Annotated in this window: 17 protein-coding genes; 13 read left to right on the forward strand and 4 right to left on the reverse strand. The window is 40.0% G+C overall.

What is annotated here, in order from left to right:
* Nucleotides 1–20: 20 nt before the first annotated feature.
* From LG402_RS05540 to LG402_RS05550, 3 genes are all read right to left on the reverse strand, one after another.
* Nucleotides 21–1,130, reverse strand: a complete 1,110-nt coding sequence (locus LG402_RS05540) for an ATP-binding protein (RefSeq protein ID WP_227336565.1) — start codon at nt 1,128–1,130, stop codon at nt 21–23.
* A 25-nt stretch (nt 1,131–1,155) separates the two neighbouring features.
* Complete coding sequence (locus tag LG402_RS05545) at nt 1,156–4,884, reverse strand: DUF4132 domain-containing protein (protein WP_227336566.1); 3,729 nt, start codon at nt 4,882–4,884, stop codon at nt 1,156–1,158.
* 430 nt (nt 4,885–5,314) lie between these two features.
* Complete coding sequence (locus LG402_RS05550; protein ID WP_227336567.1) at nt 5,315–6,445, reverse strand: multidrug effflux MFS transporter; 1,131 nt, start codon at nt 6,443–6,445, stop codon at nt 5,315–5,317.
* A 101-nt stretch (nt 6,446–6,546) separates the two neighbouring features.
* On the opposite strand from LG402_RS05550, the gene LG402_RS05555 reads away from it, so the two are divergent.
* Complete coding sequence (locus tag LG402_RS05555) at nt 6,547–7,308, forward strand: AraC family transcriptional regulator (protein ID WP_109410015.1); 762 nt, start codon at nt 6,547–6,549, stop codon at nt 7,306–7,308.
* A gap of 87 nt (nt 7,309–7,395) precedes the next feature.
* Here LG402_RS05555 and LG402_RS05560 read toward each other — a convergent pair whose 3' ends face one another.
* Entirely contained in the window at nt 7,396–8,679 is a 1,284-nt protein-coding gene (locus LG402_RS05560) for a citrate synthase (RefSeq protein ID WP_166541032.1), read from the reverse strand.
* Nucleotides 8,680–9,309: 630 nt separating this feature from the next.
* Here LG402_RS05560 and sdhC point away from each other — a divergent pair.
* From sdhC to ybgE, 12 genes are all read left to right on the forward strand, one after another.
* Nucleotides 9,310–9,690, forward strand: coding sequence for a succinate dehydrogenase cytochrome b556 subunit (sdhC, locus tag LG402_RS05565; protein ID WP_162557032.1), 381 nt, complete (start codon nt 9,310–9,312; stop codon nt 9,688–9,690).
* Complete coding sequence (gene sdhD, locus LG402_RS05570; protein WP_006537664.1) at nt 9,684–10,028, forward strand: succinate dehydrogenase membrane anchor subunit; 345 nt, start codon at nt 9,684–9,686, stop codon at nt 10,026–10,028. Before sdhC ends, sdhD begins: the two co-directional genes overlap by 7 nt.
* Complete coding sequence (gene sdhA / locus LG402_RS05575) at nt 10,028–11,794, forward strand: succinate dehydrogenase flavoprotein subunit (RefSeq protein WP_109410018.1); 1,767 nt, start codon at nt 10,028–10,030, stop codon at nt 11,792–11,794. Before sdhD ends, sdhA begins: the two co-directional genes overlap by 1 nt.
* A gap of 34 nt (nt 11,795–11,828) precedes the next feature.
* On the forward strand, nt 11,829–12,545 hold the full coding sequence (locus tag LG402_RS05580) for a succinate dehydrogenase iron-sulfur subunit (RefSeq protein ID WP_006537662.1): 717 nt from the start codon (nt 11,829–11,831) through the stop codon (nt 12,543–12,545).
* A gap of 243 nt (nt 12,546–12,788) precedes the next feature.
* Entirely contained in the window at nt 12,789–15,593 is a 2,805-nt protein-coding gene (gene sucA, locus LG402_RS05585) for a 2-oxoglutarate dehydrogenase E1 component (RefSeq protein WP_166541033.1), read from the forward strand.
* A gap of 13 nt (nt 15,594–15,606) precedes the next feature.
* The gene (gene odhB / locus LG402_RS05590) at nt 15,607–16,812 is read left to right on the forward strand and encodes a 2-oxoglutarate dehydrogenase complex dihydrolipoyllysine-residue succinyltransferase (protein ID WP_109410020.1); all 1,206 of its coding nucleotides are present in this window, start codon (nt 15,607–15,609) and stop codon (nt 16,810–16,812) included.
* Nucleotides 16,813–16,973: 161 nt separating this feature from the next.
* On the forward strand, nt 16,974–18,140 hold the full coding sequence (gene sucC, locus LG402_RS05595) for an ADP-forming succinate--CoA ligase subunit beta (RefSeq protein ID WP_072070203.1): 1,167 nt from the start codon (nt 16,974–16,976) through the stop codon (nt 18,138–18,140).
* Nucleotides 18,140–19,009, forward strand: coding sequence for a succinate--CoA ligase subunit alpha (sucD, locus tag LG402_RS05600; RefSeq protein ID WP_072070202.1), 870 nt, complete (start codon nt 18,140–18,142; stop codon nt 19,007–19,009). Before sucC ends, sucD begins: the two co-directional genes overlap by 1 nt.
* 1,473 nt (nt 19,010–20,482) lie before the next feature.
* Complete coding sequence (gene cydA, locus LG402_RS05605; protein ID WP_166541034.1) at nt 20,483–22,051, forward strand: cytochrome ubiquinol oxidase subunit I; 1,569 nt, start codon at nt 20,483–20,485, stop codon at nt 22,049–22,051.
* A gap of 14 nt (nt 22,052–22,065) precedes the next feature.
* On the forward strand, nt 22,066–23,223 hold the full coding sequence (gene cydB, locus LG402_RS05610; RefSeq protein ID WP_166541035.1) for a cytochrome d ubiquinol oxidase subunit II: 1,158 nt from the start codon (nt 22,066–22,068) through the stop codon (nt 23,221–23,223).
* Between the two features lie 12 nt (nt 23,224–23,235).
* Complete coding sequence (gene cydX / locus LG402_RS05615; RefSeq protein ID WP_069370099.1) at nt 23,236–23,349, forward strand: cytochrome bd-I oxidase subunit CydX; 114 nt, start codon at nt 23,236–23,238, stop codon at nt 23,347–23,349.
* The gene (ybgE, locus tag LG402_RS05620; RefSeq protein WP_166541036.1) at nt 23,349–23,633 is read left to right on the forward strand and encodes a cyd operon protein YbgE; all 285 of its coding nucleotides are present in this window, start codon (nt 23,349–23,351) and stop codon (nt 23,631–23,633) included. Before cydX ends, ybgE begins: the two co-directional genes overlap by 1 nt.
* The last annotated feature ends 87 nt before the right edge of the window (nt 23,634–23,720 follow it).

Genomic DNA, 23,720 nt, shown 5'->3' on the forward strand with positions numbered 1-23,720 from the left:
TAGCAATTAATCTCAGCGTGCTATTGCCAAAACTCTTTTGATGCATCAAAGAACGCTTTCCACTCTTTACTGTTTCTAGCGCGTTCTCTAGCTACATTGTCCATGTAATAACGAATACGTTTAATATCATCAGCATTATCTTTTAATACAACACCGATTAATTGGCGCGCAATCGCACCAGCATTCATTACGCCATTACCTAAATAATGTGCTTCTAAGGCACAAGCATAAGCAATGTTCACCGCTTCTGCGGTAGACATAACTGCATCAGGGGTTTTGATATTACCGCCATCTTGTGTATTACCTGAACGTAATTCTTGGAATGTGGTTACCAGTAATTCCACTACGTCAACAGGTACCGTCACTTCATTAGCTAAAGAGCCTAATTCATTTTCTAGCTGTGATTGAATTAAGCTGATTTCAAATGCTGGATCACGAATGGGTTTTACCGTTTCGAAATTAAAACGACGTTTTAATGCGGCAGACATTTCGTGGACACCACGATCACGTAAGTTTGCTGTACCGATAAGGTTAAACCCAGGTTTTGCACTAATACGCGCACCATCACCCATTTCGGGGATCATTAACTGTTTTTCTGACATCAAAGAAACCAGTACATCCTGAATTTCAGGGGGACAACGGGTTATCTCTTCAAAGCGAACAATTTTACCTTGTAACATACCTTGATAAAGCGGCGATCCCACTAAAGCGCGCTCCGTTGGGCCTTCTGCTAATAACAACGCATAGTTCCATGAGTACTTGATGTGATCTTCTGTAGTGCCCGCAGTGCCTTGAATAGTTAATCCTGAATCACCGCTGATGGCGGCAGCAAAAAGCTCTGAGAGCATTGATTTTGCTGTACCTGGCTCACCAACTAGCATTAAACCTTGCTTGCCTAATAATGTGACAATTGCGCGATCAACCAAGGCATCGTCGCCGAAAAACTTAGGTGTGATACCTAATGCATCATCACCTAAAATAAATTGGCGTACAGCACGAGGAGAGCGAAGCCATCCTTGTGGTTTAGGATTATTTACATCTGCTTTTGTTAAACACTCTAACTCTTGAGCAAATCGAACCTCAGCACTTTCCCTGATTGCTTGTTGTTCTGCGGGTGCTTTTTTAGCCATATTCTTTCCTAGTTATCCCTAATTATTACCAAGGTGTTTTCTTTTCCCATTCAGGATCGAATCCTGCACAAGCTTCAGCGATTTTTAGATAATCAGCATAGCTTTCAGCTAATAAAATTGGCGGAACTTCTTTTAGCTCAACATTATTGCGATCCCAGTAATCTTGCTGATTTTTCTCAAAACTTAAATCGAATAAGACGGCAGGAATGTTTTCCTCTGGCACATAGCTACCACTGAAACCGATGTTGACGTAGTAGTTTAAACTAGAGAAGAATTTGTAATAGTGGGAGAACGAGCCTCCATCTTCTGCTGGGCCACGCTGATAACCCATTTTGGTTAAAATACCGCGTAAAGTGAAGGTGTCAGTGATCCAGCCTTTTCGATCTTCAACTTCTGTTTGCGTTAGATCTAACTCTGGGATTTTATGTTCCATTTGTGAGAATAAAAACTTCACTTTGTAATCTTTAAAATGCGCGATCCATGCTTTACGTTCATCTTCATTAACTAATGCCGCGTGGGCTAATTGAATAAATGAATCGTTTTGTAAAGTGACTTCGTCATCTTCAAGGTTAAGTAATGCGCCATCATCAGAAGGGCGGAACGTATTGATCACTTCGCCATCTTTAACTTCCTGCCAAACTAATTGTTCGATTAATTTATGCATAATTGGGTGAGCTAAAATATATTCTTGCCAATCTGCACTTAACCATTGACGTTGAGCACACATAGCTTCATATAAACGCACACTTTGTAATTCAATAACTTGTTTAAGTTCTTTTTTACTTGAAGTGAAAAGTTTTTTTGCTTCTTTAATCAGCTCTGCATCATCATTTTTGCGCGCAGCAGGCAACGCTTTAACCTCTTTACCTTCTGGATTAAACAGAACAAGTTTTTGTTTTGCATCCATTTTTGCAGTGAAAATACGTTCACCATATTCCAGCACTAATGTTCCAGTATCATCAAAACCTGCGGTTGGAATAGTTCTATCGGCTAATTCATCTGCACTCCAGCCATTACGCTCTGCGATTTGCGTAACTAAATTACGGGCTTTTTCCTGAACAGATGCAGTGCGATAGCGACGAGATAACGAAAGAAGAAGCTGGATGATAATAGGATCATTGCTTGAAGCAACCGCATCAATCATCGCTTCAATTTGAGCACGACGCTGATAATGATCGCGCATATAGTTGCGTAGTACAGATACCGCAACATGACCCTCAATACCACAGATAAGCGCAAGCATACCTTTATCACTGATTGCTGAGCCTAAATAACGACGTAATACCTCGTTTTTAATCTCTTCAACCACTTGTTCTAATGTGAAGTTTTCATATTTAGCATAATATTCAGGATAACGTTTAGCCCAGTTTTGATAATTACTTAAACGTCCCGGCGCTTCACGTTGCGCTTCTACCATGGCTTCTTCCAGTGATGGCCCTTTAATATCCTGAGCAACGAAGGTATGTAGAATAAAGCTAGAAAGTTTATGTTGGCTATCTGTAGAAAGCAGGCCGATATAACGTTGTAATAGCGCGTTGCCTCCTGGCATTTTTAATTTTACTGCCAGAATAATCCACCAACGAATAATCGCAGGATCAACCGCTTTCTTGTTTTCCCATGTTAATGCAGGGATTGCCTCAAAATTAAACCAAGCAAGACTTGCTGGTGCTTTGGCTTTAAGGCCTTTTTCAGCTTCTGCTAATAACGTTTTTGGCGATAAGTAGCTCGAAATGTCTTCACCTAATTGCTCTAATGCAGTGAGTAAAGAGGCTCGTACTACTTCGCGTTTCTCTTTTTTCAATAAGGTATTAAGCGCAGGTAAGGAATCCGGATTATTTAAGCGAGCTAGCCATTCAATGGCTGTAACACGGATCTCTTGTTTACTAGAGGTTAATCCTTCTTGTGCACTTAAATGAATATTAGGCAGTGTTTCTAATAACTTTTGTGCAGAAACGCGGTGTGTTTTGTTTTCACCTAATGCCAATTCCATGATGCGCGGAATAAATTGTGCAGGAATTGTTGGGAAACGACCTAATACTTCAATACCTTGTGATGTTTCAAATTGACGATAGCGATGTTCGCTTTGGTTTGGCATTAAGTTTAGAGCTTCAGCAATATAATCAGTATGCTGAGAGAAGAATGGCCAAACTTGTTCTGGTTTACGAAAACGGCGTAAACCATCTTGATAAGATTCTAAGCATAGTGCCGCTGTGACACGGGCTGCGCGTTTGAAGCTACATCTTTCTAATACATTTTCAACTTGTCGTAATTCAATATCACTAAATAAACGCTCAGGAATATCACCATTAAAGTAGTGAGAGGAGAAGTGATCGGCATGTTGGCGGTTGTTAGTTATCACCCGCACAGCATGGAAGAATGTGTATTCTGGCAAATTAGGAATACGATTTTTGTGTTTAATAATTTGGATTTCATTCGACTGAATAGTGCCTTGCCCACTATTGAGTTTATCAACTAATGCACGACATTGTTTTTCATCAATCTTAGATAAATCTTTATAATGACGTTGTGCCCAATTATAAGAGTGCTTCGATGTTTTATTTTCTTCAATTTCGCATTCAGCATTTTCTTTCGCTTTAGCTAACATCTCATTGAAGTTATTGACCATAATATCACGGGCACTATCAGGTAATGGCGTATCTTCTAATGGTGTAAAATCAGGCGCTTCGATGGCATCAACGGTGTTTGCGTTATCAACAACGCTAAAACGTTGTAGGGCACTTTCAATGCTTTTGATGACTGCTTTTGAGGTTTCATGTTTTAACGCTTCTTCAAGCACATCACGGTTTTCACCTTGGCGAGCAAATAAATCAGCCGCTTGTGTACGTTGTTTTGGTGTACCATTCATTAAAACATGAGTTAAATTTTCTTTTACAATTTCAGCCGGTAAGGTATTCAAAATAGGTTCTGCGGCTTTTTTTACTGTTTTTAAACTGCTGGTGGCAAGTAAAACAATAATATCTGCAAAAGTATCGCGTAATATCGTATTTTTATTTAGATAGTTAATTAGCTCAACTAAACCATTTGCTGACAGTTTTTCGATTAATTCTGTTCTAATAAATTCTTGATGTGAAAGTAGATAATCTTTTAAATCATGAAGTTCATAAATACGTTTAAGATTAGAAGCATAATATTCAGAGATATCTTTTCTATCGAATACTGCAAATAATGCATTTTCGCCTGGAATATTGGCCTCTGCTTCGACCATATTAGCGATAAATTCCATACTCCAATGTTTACGATGCTCTAAATTAAGATTACGTGCATTATCATAAGTGGTGTAAAACGCATCAACTAACAGGTAAATAACCCAAGTTGGCACTTCAGTTGTTGTCACTTTGATATTGATATCTTGGCATGCAGCTGCAATGACTTTTGCATAACGAGCGACTTGTTCTAAGGAAAAGCTTTCGCCAACTTTAGAGTAGAGCTTATGGCGGGCATTAAGACCTTGGGTGATAACTTTACTATATTTTCCTGTATCAACATTACTGGCATACCACCATTCTAATGTTCCTGCACGATGAAAATAAACGGCTGCTTTTGCTGCATCCAATTTATTTAATTCAAAAAGAATTTCAGGGTTTTTGCCTGTAAGTACATAATCTAATGCACGTTTAGGTAACCCTTCATCAAATATAGCAAGCAGTACAAGAGATTCTTGGAGATATTTCTCAGTAATATCGACGTCTTTTTTCCCAAAAATAGGGAAAATGTCTAAGATTTTTTTTATCACGCCAGTTCCTTAAGCTATGTATGGATAAACAGTTTTTTTTACCATGAAATAGCGAAACGAACAATTTGATTATCACTACTAGAAACGATGGCAAGATATATCATTTGTTAAATTTATAGATATAAACGCTAAAAAAGCTACCCTAGCTTTATTAATATTCAATTCTGCAATATATAAAACGCTATATCAGGAAAAAGTGCTGAAAATGAAGAAGTGATAATAAAGGCATTTTTTGTGGTATTTGAAAAATTTAAGAATTGTCTGTTTAACAAAATAAGCATTAACCCTTAGTTAAATTGATTGAGAATTAACAGCAAAAAACGAAACTTAATATTGCTAGAAACAATCCCGTACTTTTCATTTAGTACGGGATAAGAAAATCATCAATGAATAGCGTCTACCAAGGTAATATTAGTCAGTTTATTCCTTTTTATTTTGTCGTTTGACGAGAAAAAGAGAGTAGCAATGAACTTAGACTACAGATTAGTAAGGTGATTGCTAAGCTTTGTCCCCATCCTGCAAGTGCAAGCCCGACACCAATTAACAAATAGTAGAACAAGCCTAATAATGCCCCGGCAGTGCCTAAACGATCTTTATACTGTGCTAATGCCGTGGCTAAGATATTTGGAATAGCAATGCCATAAGCAATAACACTCGTCATCATCGGGATAATAAAGCTAATGTGGTCACGTAAAAAATAAACACCCACAGCACTGACTAATGCAATAAAACTCGCGAGTAAAACTAGTCTTCCACATGACCAATGATGATTTAATAATGTTTTATTAATATAAGAGCCAATACCGACACCTATTGCTAACACAATGCCACTATATCCAAAAGTGCTTGCGCTATAACCTTGTTTATCAAACATAAAAGGTGCTAACTGATAATAAGCAAAGAGGCTGATATTAAAAAAAGCAATTAATAATACTGTTTTAGCAATTTGCTTATCTTTAAGCATTTTTATTGCAGTTTCCCCTAACGGCGCTGTTTTTACTGTTTCAGGACGGCTTTCAGGTAAAGAAAAAGTGCTCCATAACAGTAAAATCACAGCAAGAAAGGCTAGGCCACTAAATACACCTTGGTAGCCTGCATAACTCACTAATAATGAACCACTTAACATACCTATTGCTGGACTTAAGGCGATAGCCGCTCCCATAACTGAGAATACTTTTGCTAACTCATCACCATTATAGACATCACGCATAATGGTTTGTGTGCCGACCGAGCCTACCGCAGCACCAAAAGCGGAAAGCATGCGCAATCCAAGTAATACTGAAAAATCTTGTGTCATGAAAACACCAAGACAAGCAATAGCATAAATAAACAACCCAGCTAACATTGTCGGACGACGACCAATGACATCACATAACCGACCCCATATAATGACCCCCAATGCAAATGCAAAGAAATAGAGCGAAAGTGTTTGTCCAGCCTCGTTTGCACTGACATAAAAGCCGTTTGCAATATCAGTAAGTGCTGGGCTATAAATGGTTTCTGCAATTTGTGGAAACATCATTAACGCAATTGCTAACCATAAAGAGAGTTTTTTGTTCATCTTTTTATCCTACATCCTTAAATCTTGATGAACAGAATACAGAGATAATGAATGTCTTTTTATAAATATAAAGACATATTATTTTTCAAATAGGACAAGTGATGGCTTGGCTTAATCAATACGACCACTTTGTGCCAGAAGAGCATCTTGCATCAGTAGTGGGTATTGCAGCAGAAATGGGAAAGCACGATTCAGGATTTCATTCTCATGATAGAGGACAATTATTATTTACGCAGTCAGGATGTATGCGAATTACTTTAGCCTCTCGGGTTTCTGTTTTGCCTCCCATGAGAATTGCGTGGATCCCTGCAAAATTGGAACATCGAGTCGAAATGTATGCCTCTGTGGGATATCGTTCTGTTTATATTTCCGATAAATATCATGATAAATTTCCAAGTGAGAGTGAGATATTTACGCTTTCTCCTCTTTTGCGAGAAATTCTTGAGCGTATTTCTGTGGCTGACTTTGATACGCAATGGGAAGAAGGGCGTTATGCGAATCTATTAGCTGTTTTCTTTGATGAAATCATGCAGGCTCAACGACAACCCAATCATTTATTTATGCCGAAAGATAGGCGATTAAAACGTTTATCGTTTGATGATTTACCTCCACCGTTACAAGAAATGGCGAAATATGTGGGAGCGAGTGAAAAAACGATCACGCGTTTATTTTATAAAGAAACAGGTTTAAGTTACCAACAATGGCGTCAACAGTGGCGATTAATGAAAGCCATTGAATTATTAGCTACTCATCATCGTTATATAGATATTAGTCAGATATTAGGATTTGCTAGTGACAGTGCCTTTATTACATTTTTTAAGAAAATGACAGGGCAGACGCCACAAGAATATTTAAAAAGCTGATTAACTTTTAGTCGCTAATAGTAGCTAAAATTATAAAGCCCCGATTTAAAACGGGGCTTATCAAGATAAATAATTAATAGAACTCAATTATTTCTTTTTAATTTCACTTTTAAAATCGCGCTCATTATAACCAGTATAAAGCTGACGAGGACGCGCAATTTTCAGACCATCTTCGTGCATTTCATTCCAGTGAGCAATCCAGCCAATTGTACGTGCAATCGCAAAAATAACAGTAAACATATTGGATGGAATACCTAACGCTTTAAGGATAATACCAGAGTAGAAATCTACGTTAGGGTACAGTTTTTTCTCAATAAAGTACGGGTCGTTTAATGCGATGCGTTCTAATTCCATTGCCACTTCAAGCAAGCTGTCATTGAGGTTTAATTCTTTTAACACTTCATGACAAGTTTCACGCATAACTGTTGCACGAGGATCGTAGTTCTTGTAAACACGGTGACCAAAGCCCATTAAACGGAAGGAGTCATTTTTGTCTTTTGCTCGTTTAATGAATTCAGGAATGTGTTCAACTGTTTTGATCTCTTCCAGCATTCGTAAACACGCTTCGTTCGCACCGCCATGAGCGGGTCCCCAAAGTGACGCGATACCCGCAGCAATACAGGCAAATGGATTTGCACCTGAAGAGCCTGCTGTACGTACTGTAGATGTTGACGCATTTTGTTCGTGATCAGCATGAAGGATGAAAATTCTATCCATAGCACGCTCAAGTACTGGATTGATGACATACTCTTCGCATGGTGTTGCAAACATCATATGCAAGAAGTTACCCGCATAAGATAGGTCATTTTTTGGATACACAAAAGGTTGACCAATTGAGTATTTGTAACACATTGCTGCCACGGTTGGCATTTTGGATAACAGGCGATAAGCCGTGATATCGCGGTGAACCGGATTACTGACATCCAATGCATCATGATAGAACGCAGCTAAGGCCCCTGTTACACCACACAATACAGCCATTGGGTGAGAGTCACGGCGGAAACCATTGAACAGACGGGTGATTTGTTCATGGATCATGGTGTGACGAGTGACAGTCGTTTTAAAATTGTCGTATTGCTCTTGGGTCGGAGCTTCACCGTACAGCAGGATATAACAAACTTCCAAGTATGTTGATTCAGTCGCTAATTGCCCGATAGGGAAACCACGGTGAAGTAAGATACCGTTATCACCATCAATAAAAGTGATTTTTGACTCACAAGAGGCGGTTGAGGTAAAGCCGGGATCATAGGTGTAATAACCTTTGGAGCCGAGAGTACGAATATCAATAACTTTGGAACCGAGTGTAGGGGATAAAACGTCCAAGTCTACAGATGTTTCATCAATCGTTAGCTTAGCTTTGTTATCAGCCATTTATAATCTCCTTAGCGCTTATATGTCTCCTAACAAAGTCGAGGGTATCTCCATAAAGAATAAAGATGCACTTCGATAGTGAAACTATAGTTGATGTAAGGTACCCAGTCGGGTTTTATTTTATGCCCGTCATATCTGGGTCTATAGTGTGTCACTTATGTTAAGGAGCTTTTGATGTTATGTTTTTTTAGGTGCTTTTTTATGCAATGCACTTAGAATTAGTACTGACAACACTTTTACATAAGTTTGAGGTTTCTGGAAGCGTGTTTGCGCACAAAAAAAACATAAACATTAAAATTATGCAGTAAATGTAATAAAAATGTTATGCATGTGTCAAAAATGATAATCATTTTTGCATCGGATATATTAAATAGTGATCCCTCTCACTGTTCGAGGCAAATGTCCAGCACACAAGTTGTGTGGTAATTGTAATAAGTTTGTGAACCACTTATACTGCGCGCAGGTCTCCGGAACCTTTGTTGTATGGAGAACCAGCGTAACGAATCCACAATTTTTGTAAAATAGACGGATTTAACATTTTACTTAAAATGTGCCTTTGTACCCCATTCGCTGTTTGATTTCCATCCAGGTCCGGAGGAAGGAAAAATTATAAAAGCTGTGTGGGCATAAATTGTGAAAAAACAAAGACCTGTCAATCTGGATTTACAGACGATACAGTTTCCACTCCCTGCTATCGCATCGATCTTGCATCGTGTCTCTGGGGTTATCATGTTAGTCGCAGTTGGCATCTTACTGTGGTTACTTGGCACCTCTCTCTCCTCTCCTGAAGGTTTTCAGCAAGCTGCTGAAATAATGACTGGCTTCTTCGCAAAATTTATTTTGTGGGGCATCCTAACGGCATTGGCATACCATATTTGTGGTGGTATTCGTCACATGTTAATGGACTTCGGCTTTATTGATGAAACCTTGGTTGTAGGTCGCAATTCAGCGGCTGCATCTATGGTTATTACAGTAATTTTATCAATATTGGCGGGGGTATTAGTATGGTAAGTAATTCTTCTACTTTAGGTCGTACTGGCATACAGGATTGGTTATTTCTGCGTGCCTCAGCCATCATCATCGTTTTATATGTTCTTTATCTTGTGGGTTTTATTGCAACCACAGAAATTACCTATGAAGTATGGCGAGGGTTCTTTAGCTCATCCCTAACCAAAGTGTTCACCATCTTGACGTTGCTTTCTATTCTTATCCACGCGTGGATAGGCATGTGGCAAGTGTTAACGGACTATATTAAACCGCTGGCATTACGCCTGACTTTACAACTGATTATTGTTGTTGCGCTGTTGGTTTATCTTATTTATGGAACAATTGTGGTGTGGGGTGTGTAATGAATCTGCCAGTAAGAGAGTTTGATGCCGTTGTTATTGGTGCTGGTGGCGCGGGTATGCGTGCTGCTTTACAGATTTCCCAAATGGGTTTGTCTTGCGCACTAATTTCTAAAGTTTTTCCTACTCGTTCTCATACTGTTTCAGCTCAAGGCGGTATTACTGTTGCGTTAGGTAATACTCATGAGGATAACTGGGAATGGCACATGTACGATACAGTAAAAGGTTCCGACTATATCGGTGACCAAGATGCAATCGAATATATGTGTAAAACTGGCCCTGAAGCAATTTTAGAGCTGGAACATATGGGGCTTCCATTTTCTCGCTTAGATGATGGCCGTATTTATCAACGTCCGTTTGGTGGTCAGTCTAAGAACTTCGGTGGCGAACAAGCTGCGCGTACTGCAGCCGCTGCTGACCGTACTGGGCACGCATTGTTGCATACCCTGTATCAGCAAAATTTAAAAAATCACACAACTATCTTTTCAGAGTGGTATTCACTGGATCTCGTGAAAAACCAAGATGGTGATATTGTTGGATGTACTGCAATTTGCATCGAAACGGGTGAAGTCGTTTATTTCAAAGCTAATGCCACTATTTTAGCCACAGGTGGTGCGGGCCGTATTTATCAATCTACCACAAATGCACATATCAACACTGGTGATGGCGTTGGCATGGCGGTTCGTGCAGGTGTTCCACTGCAAGATATGGAAATGTGGCAATTCCACCCAACCGGTATTGCGGGTGCGGGTGTGTTAGTGACCGAAGGTTGTCGTGGTGAAGGCGGATATCTGTTGAATAAAGACGGTGAACGCTTTATGGAACGTTATGCACCAAACGCTAAAGACCTTGCTGGTCGTGACGTAGTGGCTCGTTCTATCATGATTGAAATTCGTGAAGGCCGTGGTTGTGATGGTCCTTGGGGTCCTCATGCGAAATTGAAACTCGACCATCTTGGTAAAGAAGTCCTTGAATCACGTTTACCGGGTATTCTTGATCTGTCTCGTACATTCGCACACGTTGATCCTATCAAAGAGCCAATTCCGGTTATTCCTACTTGCCACTATATGATGGGTGGTATTCCAACAAAAGTGACAGGCCAAGCCATTCGTGTAAATGAGAAGGGCGAAGATGTTGTTATTCCTGGACTGTTTGCTGTCGGTGAAATTGCCTGTGTATCTGTTCATGGCGCCAACCGTTTAGGTGGTAACTCACTGTTAGACCTCGTTGTATTTGGTCGTTCAGCAGGGGTTCACTTAAAAGAATCTCTGATGGAACAAGGCACGATGCGTGATGCAAGCGAGTCGGATGTTGAAGCAGCATTAACACGTTTAAATCGCTGGGAAAACAATCGTTCTGGTGAGGATCCTGTTGAGATCCGTAAAGCACTGCAATCTTGTATGCAACATAACTTCTCAGTATTCCGTGAAGGTGATGCAATGGCAAAAGGCTTAGAAGAACTAAAAGTTATTCGTGAGCGCTTACAAAATGCCCGACTGGATGATAATTCAAGCGAGTTTAATACTCAGCGTATTGAATGCTTAGAATTAGATAACCTGATGGAAACAGCTTATGCCACTGCAGTATCTGCAAACTTCCGTACAGAAAGTCGTGGTGCTCATAGCCGTTTCGATTTCCCAGAGCGTGATGATGCGAACTGGTTATGCCATACATTATATCAACCGCAAACCGAAACAATGACACGCCGTGAAGTCAATATGCAGCCAAAACTGCGTGAAGCCTTCCCACCAAAAGTGCGTACATATTAATTAGCGGTGTTATTGAAGTTGCGGAGACTTAAATATGAAACTTGAATTTTCGATTTATCGTTACAATCCCGACGTTGATAATGCGCCGCATATGCAAGATTACACCCTCGAAGTTCCTGAAGGGCGTGACATGATGCTGTTGGATGCATTAATTCAATTAAAGGAAAAAGATCCTACCTTATCGTTCCGTCGTTCTTGTCGTGAAGGTGTTTGCGGCTCTGATGGCGTGAACATGAATGGTAAAAATGGTTTGGCTTGTATCACACCTATTTCATCTTTACAGAAAGGAAGTAAGAAAATTGTGATCAGACCGTTACCCGGTTTACCAGTAATTCGTGATTTAATAGTGGATATGACTCAGTTCTATACACAGTATGAGAAAATTCGTCCGTATTTAATTAATAATGGCAAAAATCCTCCTGCTCGTGAGAACTTACAGTCACCAGAACAACGTGAAAAGCTTGATGGACTTTACGATTGTATCCTTTGTGCTTGTTGTTCAACCTCTTGCCCGTCATTCTGGTGGAATCCAGATAAGTTTATCGGGCCAGCTGGATTGTTAGCTGCATATCGTTTCTTGATTGATAGTCGTGATACAGAAACAGAATCTCGCCTTGATGATCTTAACGATGCGTTCAGCGTATTCCGTTGTCATGGCATTATGAACTGTGTCAGCGTATGTCCTAAAGGACTCAATCCAACAAAAGCAATTGGCCATATTAAGTCGATGTTGTTAAAACGTAGTGCATAAAATAATAACCGCCCTAAAATAGTTAGGGCGGTTAATGGAAAAACTAAGTTAGACGTTTGCGGTAAATAGTAAGGCACCTTTAAACACTGTTAGACAGTGCTTAAAGGTTCCTTGAGAGCTAAAGCTCCATATTTAAAGAACCTGCGAGATAGCGGGTCATGAGAGAACCTTGCAATCGACACCGTTTAATCACGGTATTAGTTATCCACGGCGAACTAAAGCTGTATAGCTTAAGGGATCATAATGCAGAACGGCGCAATGAAGGACTGGCTAGAATCAACATTTCTAGCAGGAGAGAATCAGTCTTACATAGAAGATATCTATGAAGATTACCTAACTGACCCCAACTCTGTTGACGAAAGTTGGAGAGAGATTTTTCAACAACTGCCCGCAAGTCAAGGCATAGAGCAGTCGCATTCTCAGACCCGCGACTACTTCAGACGCCTCGCAAAAGAATCCACTCGATACCATACCTCGGTAAGCGATCCGGCAACGGACTCAAAACAAGTCAAAGTTTTGCAGCTCATCAATGCCTTTCGTTTCCGTGGCCATCAAAATGCGAACCTCGACCCACTTGGTTTATGGAAACAAGAATCTGTTCCAGATTTAGATCCTGCTTTCCATAATCTGACTAAAGAAGATTTTGAAGAAACTTTCAATGTTGGTTCTTTTGCCATCGGCAAAGAAACCATGAAATTAAGTGATTTATACGAAGCCCTGAAACGCATTTATTGTGGTTCAATCGGTGCTGAATATATGCATATCACTAACACTGAAGAGAAACGTTGGATCCAACAACGTTTAGAATCAGTTAATGTTGCAGACCAATTTACAAAAGAAGAAAAATTACGCTTCCTGACAGAGCTAACAGCTGCTGAAGGCTTAGAACGTTATTTAGGTGCGAAATTCCCAGGTGCGAAACGCTTCTCTTTAGAAGGTGGTGATGCACTAGTACCTATGTTAAAAGATTTAATCCGTCATGCTGGTAAACAAGATACTCGTGAAGTGGTTCTTGGTATGGCGCACCGCGGACGTTTAAACGTTTTGGTTAATATCCTCGGTAAAAAACCTGCTGATTTATTTGATGAATTTGCGGGGATCCATAAAGAGCATTTGGGAACTGGTGACGTTAAATATCACCAAGGTTTCTCATCCGATTTTGCAACTGAAGGGGCTCAAGTTCACTTAGCATTAGCCTTTAACCCTTCTCACTTAGAGATTGTTAGCCCAGTTGTTATCGGTTCTGTTCGTGCTCGTCGAGATCGTTTAGATGAAGCGCGTAGTAATATGGTTCTTCCTATTACAATCCATGGTGATGCTGCGGTAACTGGTCAAGGTGTTGTTCAAGAAACCTTGAATATGTCCCAAGCGCGTGGTTATGAAGTTGGCGGTACAGTTCGTATTGTTATCAATAACCAAGTTGGTTTCACCACGTCAAATCCAAAAGATGCTCGTTCAACACAATACTGTACTGATATTGTGAAAATGGTTCAGGCACCAATTTTCCACGTTAATGCTGATGATCCAGAAGCGGTTGCGTTTGTGACTCGCCTTGCGTTGGATTTCCGTAATACTTTTAAACGTGACGTAATGATTGATTTGGTGTGTTATCGCCGTCATGGCCATAACGAAGCGGATGAGCCAAATGCGACTCAGCCTCTGATGTATCAAAAAATCAAGAAACACCCAACACCACGTAAAATTTACGCAGATAAACTGGTTGCTCAATCACTGCTTGATGCCAATGATGTGACTGAACTGGTTAATCTCTATCGTGATGCACTGGATCGTGGTGATTGTGTCGTTGAAGAATACCGCCCAATGGGGCTGCATTCTTACACATGGGAGCCGTATTTAAATCACGAATGGAATGAAGAGTATCCACATAAAGTAGAGAAAACACGTTTACAAGATTTAGCACGCCGTGTGAGTACTGTTCCGTCAGAAATCGTCATGCAATCTCGTGTTGAGAAAATTTATGCTGACCGTGCTGTCATGGCAGAAGGTGAAAAACTACTCGACTGGGGTGCTGCGGAAACATTAGCGTATGCGACTTTAGTTGACCAAGGGATCACAATTCGCCTTTCTGGTGAAGATGCTGGTCGTGGTACATTCTTCCACCGTCACGCCGTTGTTCATAATCAAACTAATGGTTCTGTTTATGTTCCATTGGCTAATATTCATAATGCTCAAGGGCAATTTAATGTCTGGGACTCTGTATTAACAGAAGAAGCTGTTCTTGCATTTGAATATGGTTATGCCACAACAGAACCTCGTGATTTAACAATTTGGGAAGCACAATTTGGTGACTTCGCAAACGTTGCTCAAGTTGTTATAGACCAATTTATTAGTTCAGGTGAGCAAAAATGGGGTCGTATGTGTGGTTTAGTGATGCTGCTACCACACGGTTATGAAGGCCAAGGCCCTGAACACTCCTCTGCACGTTTAGAACGTTATCTGCAACTGTGTGCAGAGCAAAATATGCAGGTTTGTGTGCCATCAACACCAGCTCAGGTTTACCATATGTTACGCCGTCAAGCGTTACGTGGTATGCGTCGCCCACTTATCGTAATGTCACCAAAATCACTGTTACGTCACCCATTAGCGGTTTCTGCATTGGATGAGTTAGCCAACGGTAAATTCTTACCTGTAATTGGTGAAATGGATGATTTAAAACCGGCTGATGTAAAACGTGTTGTGATGTGCTCAGGTAAGGTTTACTACGATTTATTAGAACAACGTCGTGCTAATGAGCAAAACAACGTTGCCATTATTCGTATTGAACAACTGTATCCATTCCCACACGAAAATATTGCGCAAATTCTGGCATCTTACTCCCATGTGAAAGATTTCGTTTGGTGTCAAGAAGAGCCTTTAAATCAGGGGGCTTGGTATTGCAGCCAGCATAATTTCCGTGATGCGATCCCTACGGGCGCAACATTACGTTATGCAGGACGTCCGGCATCAGCCTCTCCAGCAGTCGGTTATACCTCTGTTCATCAGGAGCAACAAAAAGCTCTGGTTGAAGACGCACTGAAAGTTGAATAAATAAGGATAGAAAATGAGTAGTGTAGACATTCTAGTACCGGATCTCCCTGAATCAGTTGCTGACGCATCGGTCGCAACTTGGCATAAAAAACCTGGTGATAGCATTCAACGCGATGAAGTGCTGGTTGAAATCGAAACAGATAAAGTTGTTTTAGAAGTTCCTGCAAGTGAAGCGGGCGTATTAGAAAGTATTCTTGAAGATGAAGGCGCTACCGTTGGTTCACGCCAATTACTTGGCCGCATTCGTTTAGGTGATAGCACCGGTATTCCTGCTGATGTGAAACCAGCTCAAGATAGTACACCAGCACAACGTCAAAGTGCTGATATTGCTGAAAAAGGTAATAACGATGCATTAAGTCCAACAGCACGTCGTTTAGTTGCAGAGCACGATGTTAATCCTGCTGATGTGAAAGGCAGTGGTGTAGGTGGTCGTTTAACTCGCCAAGATATCGAAGGTCATGTTGCAAATAAAACTGCAACGAAACCTGTTGAAGAAGCGCCTCAAGCGCTGTTATCTCATCGTAGCGAAAAACGTGTTCCAATGACACGTTTACGCAAACGTGTTGCAGAACGTTTATTAGAAGCGAAAAACACTACTGCAATGTTGACAACGTTTAACGAAATCAACATGCAACCAATCAAAGATTTACGTGCTCAATATGGCGAAGCTTTCGAAAAACGCCACGGTGTCCGTTTAGGCTTTATGTCTTTCTATATTAAAGCGGTTGTTGAAGCACTGAAACGCTACCCAGAAGTGAATGCTTCTATTGATGGCACTGATGTGGTTTATCACAACTATTTCGATATCAGTATTGCGGTATCAACACCTCGTGGTCTGGTAACACCAGTATTACGTGATGCGGATGCAATGAGCATGGCGGATATTGAGAAAAACATTAAAGCATTAGCAGTAAAAGGCCGTGATGGTAAGTTAACCGTTGAAGACTTAACGGGTGGTAACTTTACTATTACAAATGGTGGTGTTTTCGGTTCATTAATGTCAACGCCTATTATCAACCCACCACAAAGTGCCATTTTAGGGATGCATGCTATTAAAGATCGCCCAATGGCCGTTGATGGTCAGGTTGTTATTCTACCAATGATGTATCTGGCTCTGTCTTATGACCACCGCTTAATTGACGGTCGTGAGTCTGTCGGTTTCTTAGTAACCGTCAAAGAGATGCTAGAAGATCCAGCCCGTTTATTACTTGATGTATAGGTAATAAATATCGCTTCTAGGCAGGAGATGCTCCTCCTGCCTACTTAGCAACAGACACAAGCATCAAAGAAGTACAGTGTGTTCGTGAAGTCAGATTTCTCTGGCTTATAGTCAAAAAAATAAGAAAGCCCGACTTTCAACAAGATTATGGATAGAACATCATGAATTTACACGAGTATCAGGCAAAACAGCTTTTCACACGGTATGGATTACCAGCACCTGCTGGTTTCGCCTGCTCCACGCCGCGCGAGGCAGAAGAAGCTGCATCAAAAATCGGTCAAGGCCCTTGGGTCGTGAAATGTCAGGTTCACGCGGGTGGACGTGGTAAAGCGGGTGGCGTAAAAGTCGTTAAATCTAAAGAAGAGATCCGCGCATTTGCTGAACAATGGTTAGGCAAACGTTTAGTGACTTATCAAACAGACGCTAACGGTCAACCTGTTACACAGATTTTGGTTGAAGCTGCAACTGATATCGCTAAAGAGCTTTATCTTGGTGCGGTTATTGACCGTGGTACCCGTCGCGTTGTCTTTATGGCTTCAACTGAAGGCGGCGTAGAAATTGAAAAAGTGGCGGAAGAAACGCCAGAACTTATTCATCGCGCAATTATTGATCCACTGACAGGCCCTATGCCTTATCAGGGAAGAGAACTTGCTTTTAAACTAGGTTTAAAAGGCAAGCAAGTCAGCCAATTTGCTAAGATCTTTATGGGATTAGCTACTATTTTCTTAGAGCGCGATCTTGCGCTAATTGAAATTAACCCTCTGGTTATCACAAAAGAAGATGATCTGATTTGTCTTGATGGTAAATTAGGCGTAGATAGCAATGCATTATATCGCCAGCCTGAAATGCGTGAACTGCATGATCCATCGCAAGAAGATCCGCGAGAAGCGCAAGCTGCACAGTGGGAACTGAACTATGTTGCATTAGATGGCAACATTGGCTGCATGGTCAATGGTGCTGGTTTAGCAATGGGTACTATGGATATCGTTAAACTTCACGGTGGCGAGCCTGCAAACTTCCTCGATGTAGGCGGTGGTGCAACAAAAGAGCGCGTAACTGAAGCATTTAAGATTATTTTGTCAGATGAAAATGTCAGTGCTGTATTAGTCAACATTTTCGGCGGTATTGTTCGTTGTGACTTAATCGCAGACGGTATTATTGGCGCAGTTGAAGAAGTTGGCGTTAATGTTCCTGTGGTTGTTCGTCTTGAAGGAAACAATGCAGAGTTAGGCACCAAAAAATTAGCAGATAGTGGATTAAATATTATCGCAGCTAAAAGCTTAACTGATGCCGCGAAACAAGTTGTTGCAGCAGCGGAGGCAAAATAATGTCTATTTTAATTGATAAAAACACCAAAGTAATTTGCCAAGGTTTTACTGGTAGCCAAGGAACATTCCACTCTGAGCAAGCAATTGCTTATGGTACACAAATGGTTGGTGGCGTTACGCCGGGTAAAGGTGGTACTACGCACTTAGGACTTCCTGTATTTAATACTGTACGCGAAGCTGTTGAGGCAACAGGTGCAACTGCGACAGTTATTTATGTACCTGCACCATTTTGTAAAGATTCAATCTTAGAAGCGATTGAGGCGGGCATCAAACTCATCATTACTATTACAGAAGGCATTCCTACGTTGGATATGCTAACAGTAAAAGTAAAATTAGATGAAGCGGGTGTACGCATGATTGGCCCTAACTGTCCGGGTGTTATCACTCCAGGTGAATGTAAGATTGGCATTATGCCTGGTCATATTCACTTACCGGGCAAAGTAGGTATTGTATCTCGTTCAGGTACATTAACTTATGAAGCAGTTAAACAGACAACAGATGTTGGCTTAGGTCAATCAACGTGTGTTGGGATTGGTGGTGACCCAATTCCGGGTTCTAACTTTATTGATATTCTGAAGCTATTCCAAGAAGATCCACAAACAGAAGCAATTGTGATGATCGGTGAGATTGGTGGTACAGCAGAAGAAGAAGCAGCCGCTTATATCAAAGATCATGTGACTAAACCGGTTGTAGGTTACATTGCCGGTGTGACTGCCCCTAAAGGTAAACGTATGGGACATGCGGGAGCTATTATTGCGGGTGGTAAAGGCACAGCAGATGAGAAATTTGCTGCTCTTGAAGCTGCGGGTGTTAAAACTGTGCGTAGCTTGGCCGATATTGGCGAAGCTATTAAATCAATGATCAAGTAAGTAACAATACTGTTAATGATTTCAGGTTGATACTATCTTAAATGCCAGTTTCTTAATAGGAGCTGGCATTTTTATATCTAGCTTCATTTAAATATTAATGTCTATATCAAGTATTGTGATTAACACATTAAACATCTATATGAATTAATTGTAATTACTTGTTTTTAATTGATTTTTTTAAATATTGATCTCTATGCAAAATCGCTCTTTTTTCTTTTTATAAGCTTTTTACATAAAATGAAAATAACGATAAATACTGTTTGTATCCATTCTTTGTTATTAAAAATAACATTTTAAATACATGTTTTTAGATGAAAAACGGACTAACAAAAAAGTAAGTAGTTATTTTATGTTGTGATCATCATACCTTTCCTATAAGTATCGTAATAATGGTTCCTAAATCCCCCTTCAGCATCGCTGTAAGGCACATTTTTACTACAAAAATGTTTTTTTAAACATGTTAATGAATAAGTGAAAAGGAGGGCAGGTAAAGAAGCGTGCCTGAGAAAATATTCTTTTATTATGATAGGGCATCAAAAAGGAGATTAAAGCTGAAACTAGGCTCTTTTATACCTATCAAGAGTAATGATGAAACACTTATGATTGTTGTAAGAAATGTTCCACAAAAATAATAAAATACAATAAAGACAAATTGTTTTCCTTTTTCGTGAACCTGGTTTGATGGCTTTCTTATTTAATTGATTTAAAAGGTTATTTTTAATTTTATTGAATTATTGATTTGTATTTTAGGTATATAACATAGATTAATTACAGTTTACTTATCTGAAATAAAAAACAAAATAAATAGTTATTAATATTAAAAATAGATAATCACTATTGGATTTTAATTTTATCTTTATTTGATAAATTAACTAGATGTCATTTTCTGTATTTACACTTTTGTAAATTTCAACTTATTAATTAATAGATTATTTTTTTTAAATATTTATTTTTTACCTGCAAAAAAATGATTTTGATATTAAAATTAATAAAACACAACTAAAAGTGTTTATTTTTAGGGCTTTTATGAAAATAAAAAGTTAATTTTATTATGGAAAATATAAGGAGATAAATTACACTTAAAAATAAAAACAACATTGCATTAACACAATGGTAACTATTGGGTAATTTATTCGCAACTAGTTAACATTAAAGTGTTTTTTTGATGTAGGTCAAGTTATTAATTGTGGCAAAAATTTCTGAATATGCTTAAATTGGCACACGATCAAATATGCTGTTACAAACCTAAAAGTCGTATTGTTGACCTAAGCTCAGAATTCAAATCTGGGTCACGCAAAATATATTTATTATATGTAAATATAAGCGTACTATTTGTAAGGTATTGTGTTTTTGGTCTTTAATATTCGTTGTTGTTTTTAGAGGCATTTATTGCTGGTAGTTATGAGGCTTTATAATTTAATAAAGTCGGGTTGCCGCAAGTCGGTGTCTTCCTGCTAGGAGCAAGGAGTCAAGATGTTTGATATTGTCGAACTGTCACGGTTACAGTTTGCCTTAACAGCGATGTATCACTTCCTGTTTGTCCCGTTAACGTTAGGTATGGCGTTTATGCTGGCAATCATGGAAACGATATATGTCCTGTCGGGTAAACAAGTTTACAAAGATATGACAAAGTTCTGGGGTAAGTTATTCGGTATTAACTTTGCTCTGGGTGTCGCAACTGGGTTGACCATGGAGTTCCAATTTGGTACTAACTGGTCATATTTCTCTCATTACGTCGGTGATATCTTCGGTGCGCCTTTAGCAATCGAAGGTCTGATGGCGTTCTTCTTAGAATCAACTTTCGTCGGATTGTTCTTCTTTGGCTGGGATCGCTTAGGTAAGAAGCAGCACTTGATGGTAACTTGGTTAGTTGCTTTCGGTTCTAACTTCTCTGCGCTATGGATCCTTGTTGCGAATGGTTGGATGCAAAACCCTGTCGCTGCAGACTTCAACTTTGAAACCATGCGAATGGAAATGTTGAGTTTTGCTGATCTGGTTTTAAACCCTGTCGCTCAAGTTAAATTTGTTCACACCGTCGCTGCTGGTTACTGTACTGGTGCATTCTTTGTTCTGGGTATCAGCTCTTACTACCTGCTCAAAGGTCGTGACATCGGTTTTGCAAAACGTTCTTTCGCAGTTGCCGCTACTTTTGGTATCGCAGCTGTATTATCTGTTATCGTACTGGGTGATGAATCTGGTTACGAAATGGGTGACGTGCAAAAAACCAAACTGGCTGCAATTGAAGGTGAATGGCATACAGAAGCCGCTCCAGCTGCATTTAATCTGATTGCATTCCCTAATCAAGAAAAAATGGAAAACTCGTTTGCATTACAAATCCCTTATGTCATGGGTATTATTGCAACGCGTTCTTTCGATACGCCTGTATTAGGTCTTAACGATCTGATGAGTCAGCATGAAGTTCGTATTCGTAACGGTATGAAAGCTTACGAATTATTAAGCGAACTACGCGCAGGTAATACTGATCCTGCTATTCGTGCTGCATTTAATGACGCTAAACAAGATTTAGGCTACGGCTTATTACTGAAGCGTTATACTGAAAATGTTGTCGATGCAACAGAAGAGCAAATCAAATCTGCTGCAAAAGACACTATTCCTAATGTTGCACCTCTGTTCTGGTCATTCCGTATCATGGTTGCCGTTGGCTTCCTGATGTTAATGATTATTGCTGTCTCTTTCTGGACTGTTCTATCAAACCGTATTGGTAACTATAGATGGTTACTACGTGCTGCGTTACTGGGTATTCCATTACCTTGGATTGCGATTGAAGCAGGTTGGTTTGTTGCAGAATATGGACGTCAACCATGGGCGATTGGTGAAATCCTGCCTACGGCTGTAGCAACTTCTTCACTGACACAGGCTGATATCCTAATATCTATGGGTCTTATCTGTGGTCTGTATACTCTGTTCTTAGTTGCCGAAATGTTCCTGATGTTCAAATTTGGTCGCCTTGGGCCGAGTAGCCTGAAGACGGGTCGCTATCACTTTGAACAGAAGAACGCATCTTCTGCACAAAGTAAGTAACACAGGAGTCCACTATGTTTGATTATGAAGTATTGCGATTTGTTTGGTGGCTACTGATTGGTATCTTACTGATTGGCTTCGCAGTCACTGATGGTTTTGATATGGGTGTCGGTGTGTTACTACGCGTTATCGCGAAAGATGACACTGAACGCCGTATTTTGATTAACTCTGTTGCACCTCACTGGGATGGTAACCAAGTATGGTTAATCACAGCAGGTGGTGCATTATTCGCTGCATGGCCAATGGTTTATGCTGCGGCATTCTCTGGTTTCTATTTTGGTATGATCTTCGTATTGGCGGCATTATTCTTCCGTCCAGTAGGTTTTGATTACCGTTCTAAATTAGAATCACCAAAATGGCGTGGTATGTGGGATTGGGGCATCTTTATTGGTAGCTTCGTTCCACCATTAGTTATCGGTGTTGCTTTTGGTAACCTGTTACAAGGTGTTCCATTAGAAGTCGATAGCATGCAACGTGTATCTTATAATGGTACAACTAACGGTATCATTAACCTGCTGTACCTACTAAACCCATACGGTTTATTAGCTGGCGTAATTAGCTTAATGATGATTGTTGCACACGGTGCAAGCTATCTTCAAATGCGTACTACTGGTGAATTACATGAGCGTACTCGTAAGACAACTTACATTACCTCATTAATCACTTTCGTTGGTTTCGCATTAGCTGGTGTATGGTTAATCTATGGTATCGATGGCTTCATTATTACAAGTACTGTTGATACAGCTGGTCCTTCATCTCCACTACTGAAAACAGTTTCTCACGAAGCTGGTGCTTGGATGACTAACTACAACAACTATCCAGTATTATGGGCTCTGCCTGCATTAGGTCTGTTATGTCCTTTACTGGCGATTGTTGCTACTAAAGCAAATAAAGGTGGCTGGGCATTCCTGTTCACTTCACTGACAATTGCTTGTGTTATCCTGACTTGTGGTGTGACTATGTTCCCATTTGTGATGCCTTCAAGCACTTTCCCAGATGTGAGCTTAACAATGTGGGATGCAACTTCTAGCCTGTTTACTCTTCAGGTAATGACAGTTGTTGCGATTATCTTTGTACCTATCGTTCTCCTTTACACCATCTGGTGTTACTGGAAAATGCATGGTCGCCTCGATAAGAAATTTATCGAAGGCAATAATCATACTCTGTACTAAGGAGCATAGAGAATGTGGTATTTTGCATGGCTTCTCGGAACGCTCTTCGCTTGTAGTATTGCGGTGATCGCAGGACTAGCTTTCGAGCACGCTGAAGCGAAAAAAGCTTCAGAAAGTGAAGAATAATGTTGGATAAAAGCTACCAACTACTAGACAAGGGCCCTATTAGGGCTCTTGTTTTAATCATGGCGTTGGTAATGGCATTTTGTATCATGTGGGATCCTAGTCGATTTGCAGCGAACACCAGTTCACTTGCAATTTGGCAAGGTGTCCTTCTTATTTGGTCTGTGTGTGCTGGTGCAACTTTTGGTTTAGCATTTCGCCCTAAACATGTTGTTGCAAAATGTTTATTACATCCAATCCCTGCAATTATTATTTTAGTTGTTGGGCTAAGTTACTTTTTCTTCTAAAAAATACCTTATTTCTGCTCAGTGTATGAGAAAGAAATAAGGTATTTTATTTCCTAACTATTTCTTCTAAATTCTCTCGCACATCTA

It is taken from the genome of Proteus sp. NMG38-2 (genome assembly GCF_020640995.1).
GTDB lineage: Bacteria > Pseudomonadota > Gammaproteobacteria > Enterobacterales > Enterobacteriaceae > Proteus.

Coding starts and splice junctions, on each gene's coding strand:
- LG402_RS05555 (WP_109410015.1), top strand. CDS start 6,547: ATGGCTTGGCTTAATCAATACGACCACTTTGTGCCAGAAGAGCATCTT.
- ybgE (WP_166541036.1), top strand. CDS start 23,349: ATGTTGGATAAAAGCTACCAACTACTAGACAAGGGCCCTATTAGGGCT.
- sdhA (WP_109410018.1), top strand. CDS start 10,028: ATGAATCTGCCAGTAAGAGAGTTTGATGCCGTTGTTATTGGTGCTGGT.
- sucC (WP_072070203.1), top strand. CDS start 16,974: ATGAATTTACACGAGTATCAGGCAAAACAGCTTTTCACACGGTATGGA.
- LG402_RS05550 (WP_227336567.1), bottom strand. CDS start 6,445: ATGAACAAAAAACTCTCTTTATGGTTAGCAATTGCGTTAATGATGTTT.
- sdhD (WP_006537664.1), top strand. CDS start 9,684: ATGGTAAGTAATTCTTCTACTTTAGGTCGTACTGGCATACAGGATTGG.
- LG402_RS05580 (WP_006537662.1), top strand. CDS start 11,829: ATGAAACTTGAATTTTCGATTTATCGTTACAATCCCGACGTTGATAAT.
- LG402_RS05560 (WP_166541032.1), bottom strand. CDS start 8,679: ATGGCTGATAACAAAGCTAAGCTAACGATTGATGAAACATCTGTAGAC.
- cydX (WP_069370099.1), top strand. CDS start 23,236: ATGTGGTATTTTGCATGGCTTCTCGGAACGCTCTTCGCTTGTAGTATT.
- LG402_RS05540 (WP_227336565.1), bottom strand. CDS start 1,130: ATGGCTAAAAAAGCACCCGCAGAACAACAAGCAATCAGGGAAAGTGCT.
- odhB (WP_109410020.1), top strand. CDS start 15,607: ATGAGTAGTGTAGACATTCTAGTACCGGATCTCCCTGAATCAGTTGCT.
- cydA (WP_166541034.1), top strand. CDS start 20,483: ATGTTTGATATTGTCGAACTGTCACGGTTACAGTTTGCCTTAACAGCG.
- sucD (WP_072070202.1), top strand. CDS start 18,140: ATGTCTATTTTAATTGATAAAAACACCAAAGTAATTTGCCAAGGTTTT.
- sucA (WP_166541033.1), top strand. CDS start 12,789: ATGCAGAACGGCGCAATGAAGGACTGGCTAGAATCAACATTTCTAGCA.
- cydB (WP_166541035.1), top strand. CDS start 22,066: ATGTTTGATTATGAAGTATTGCGATTTGTTTGGTGGCTACTGATTGGT.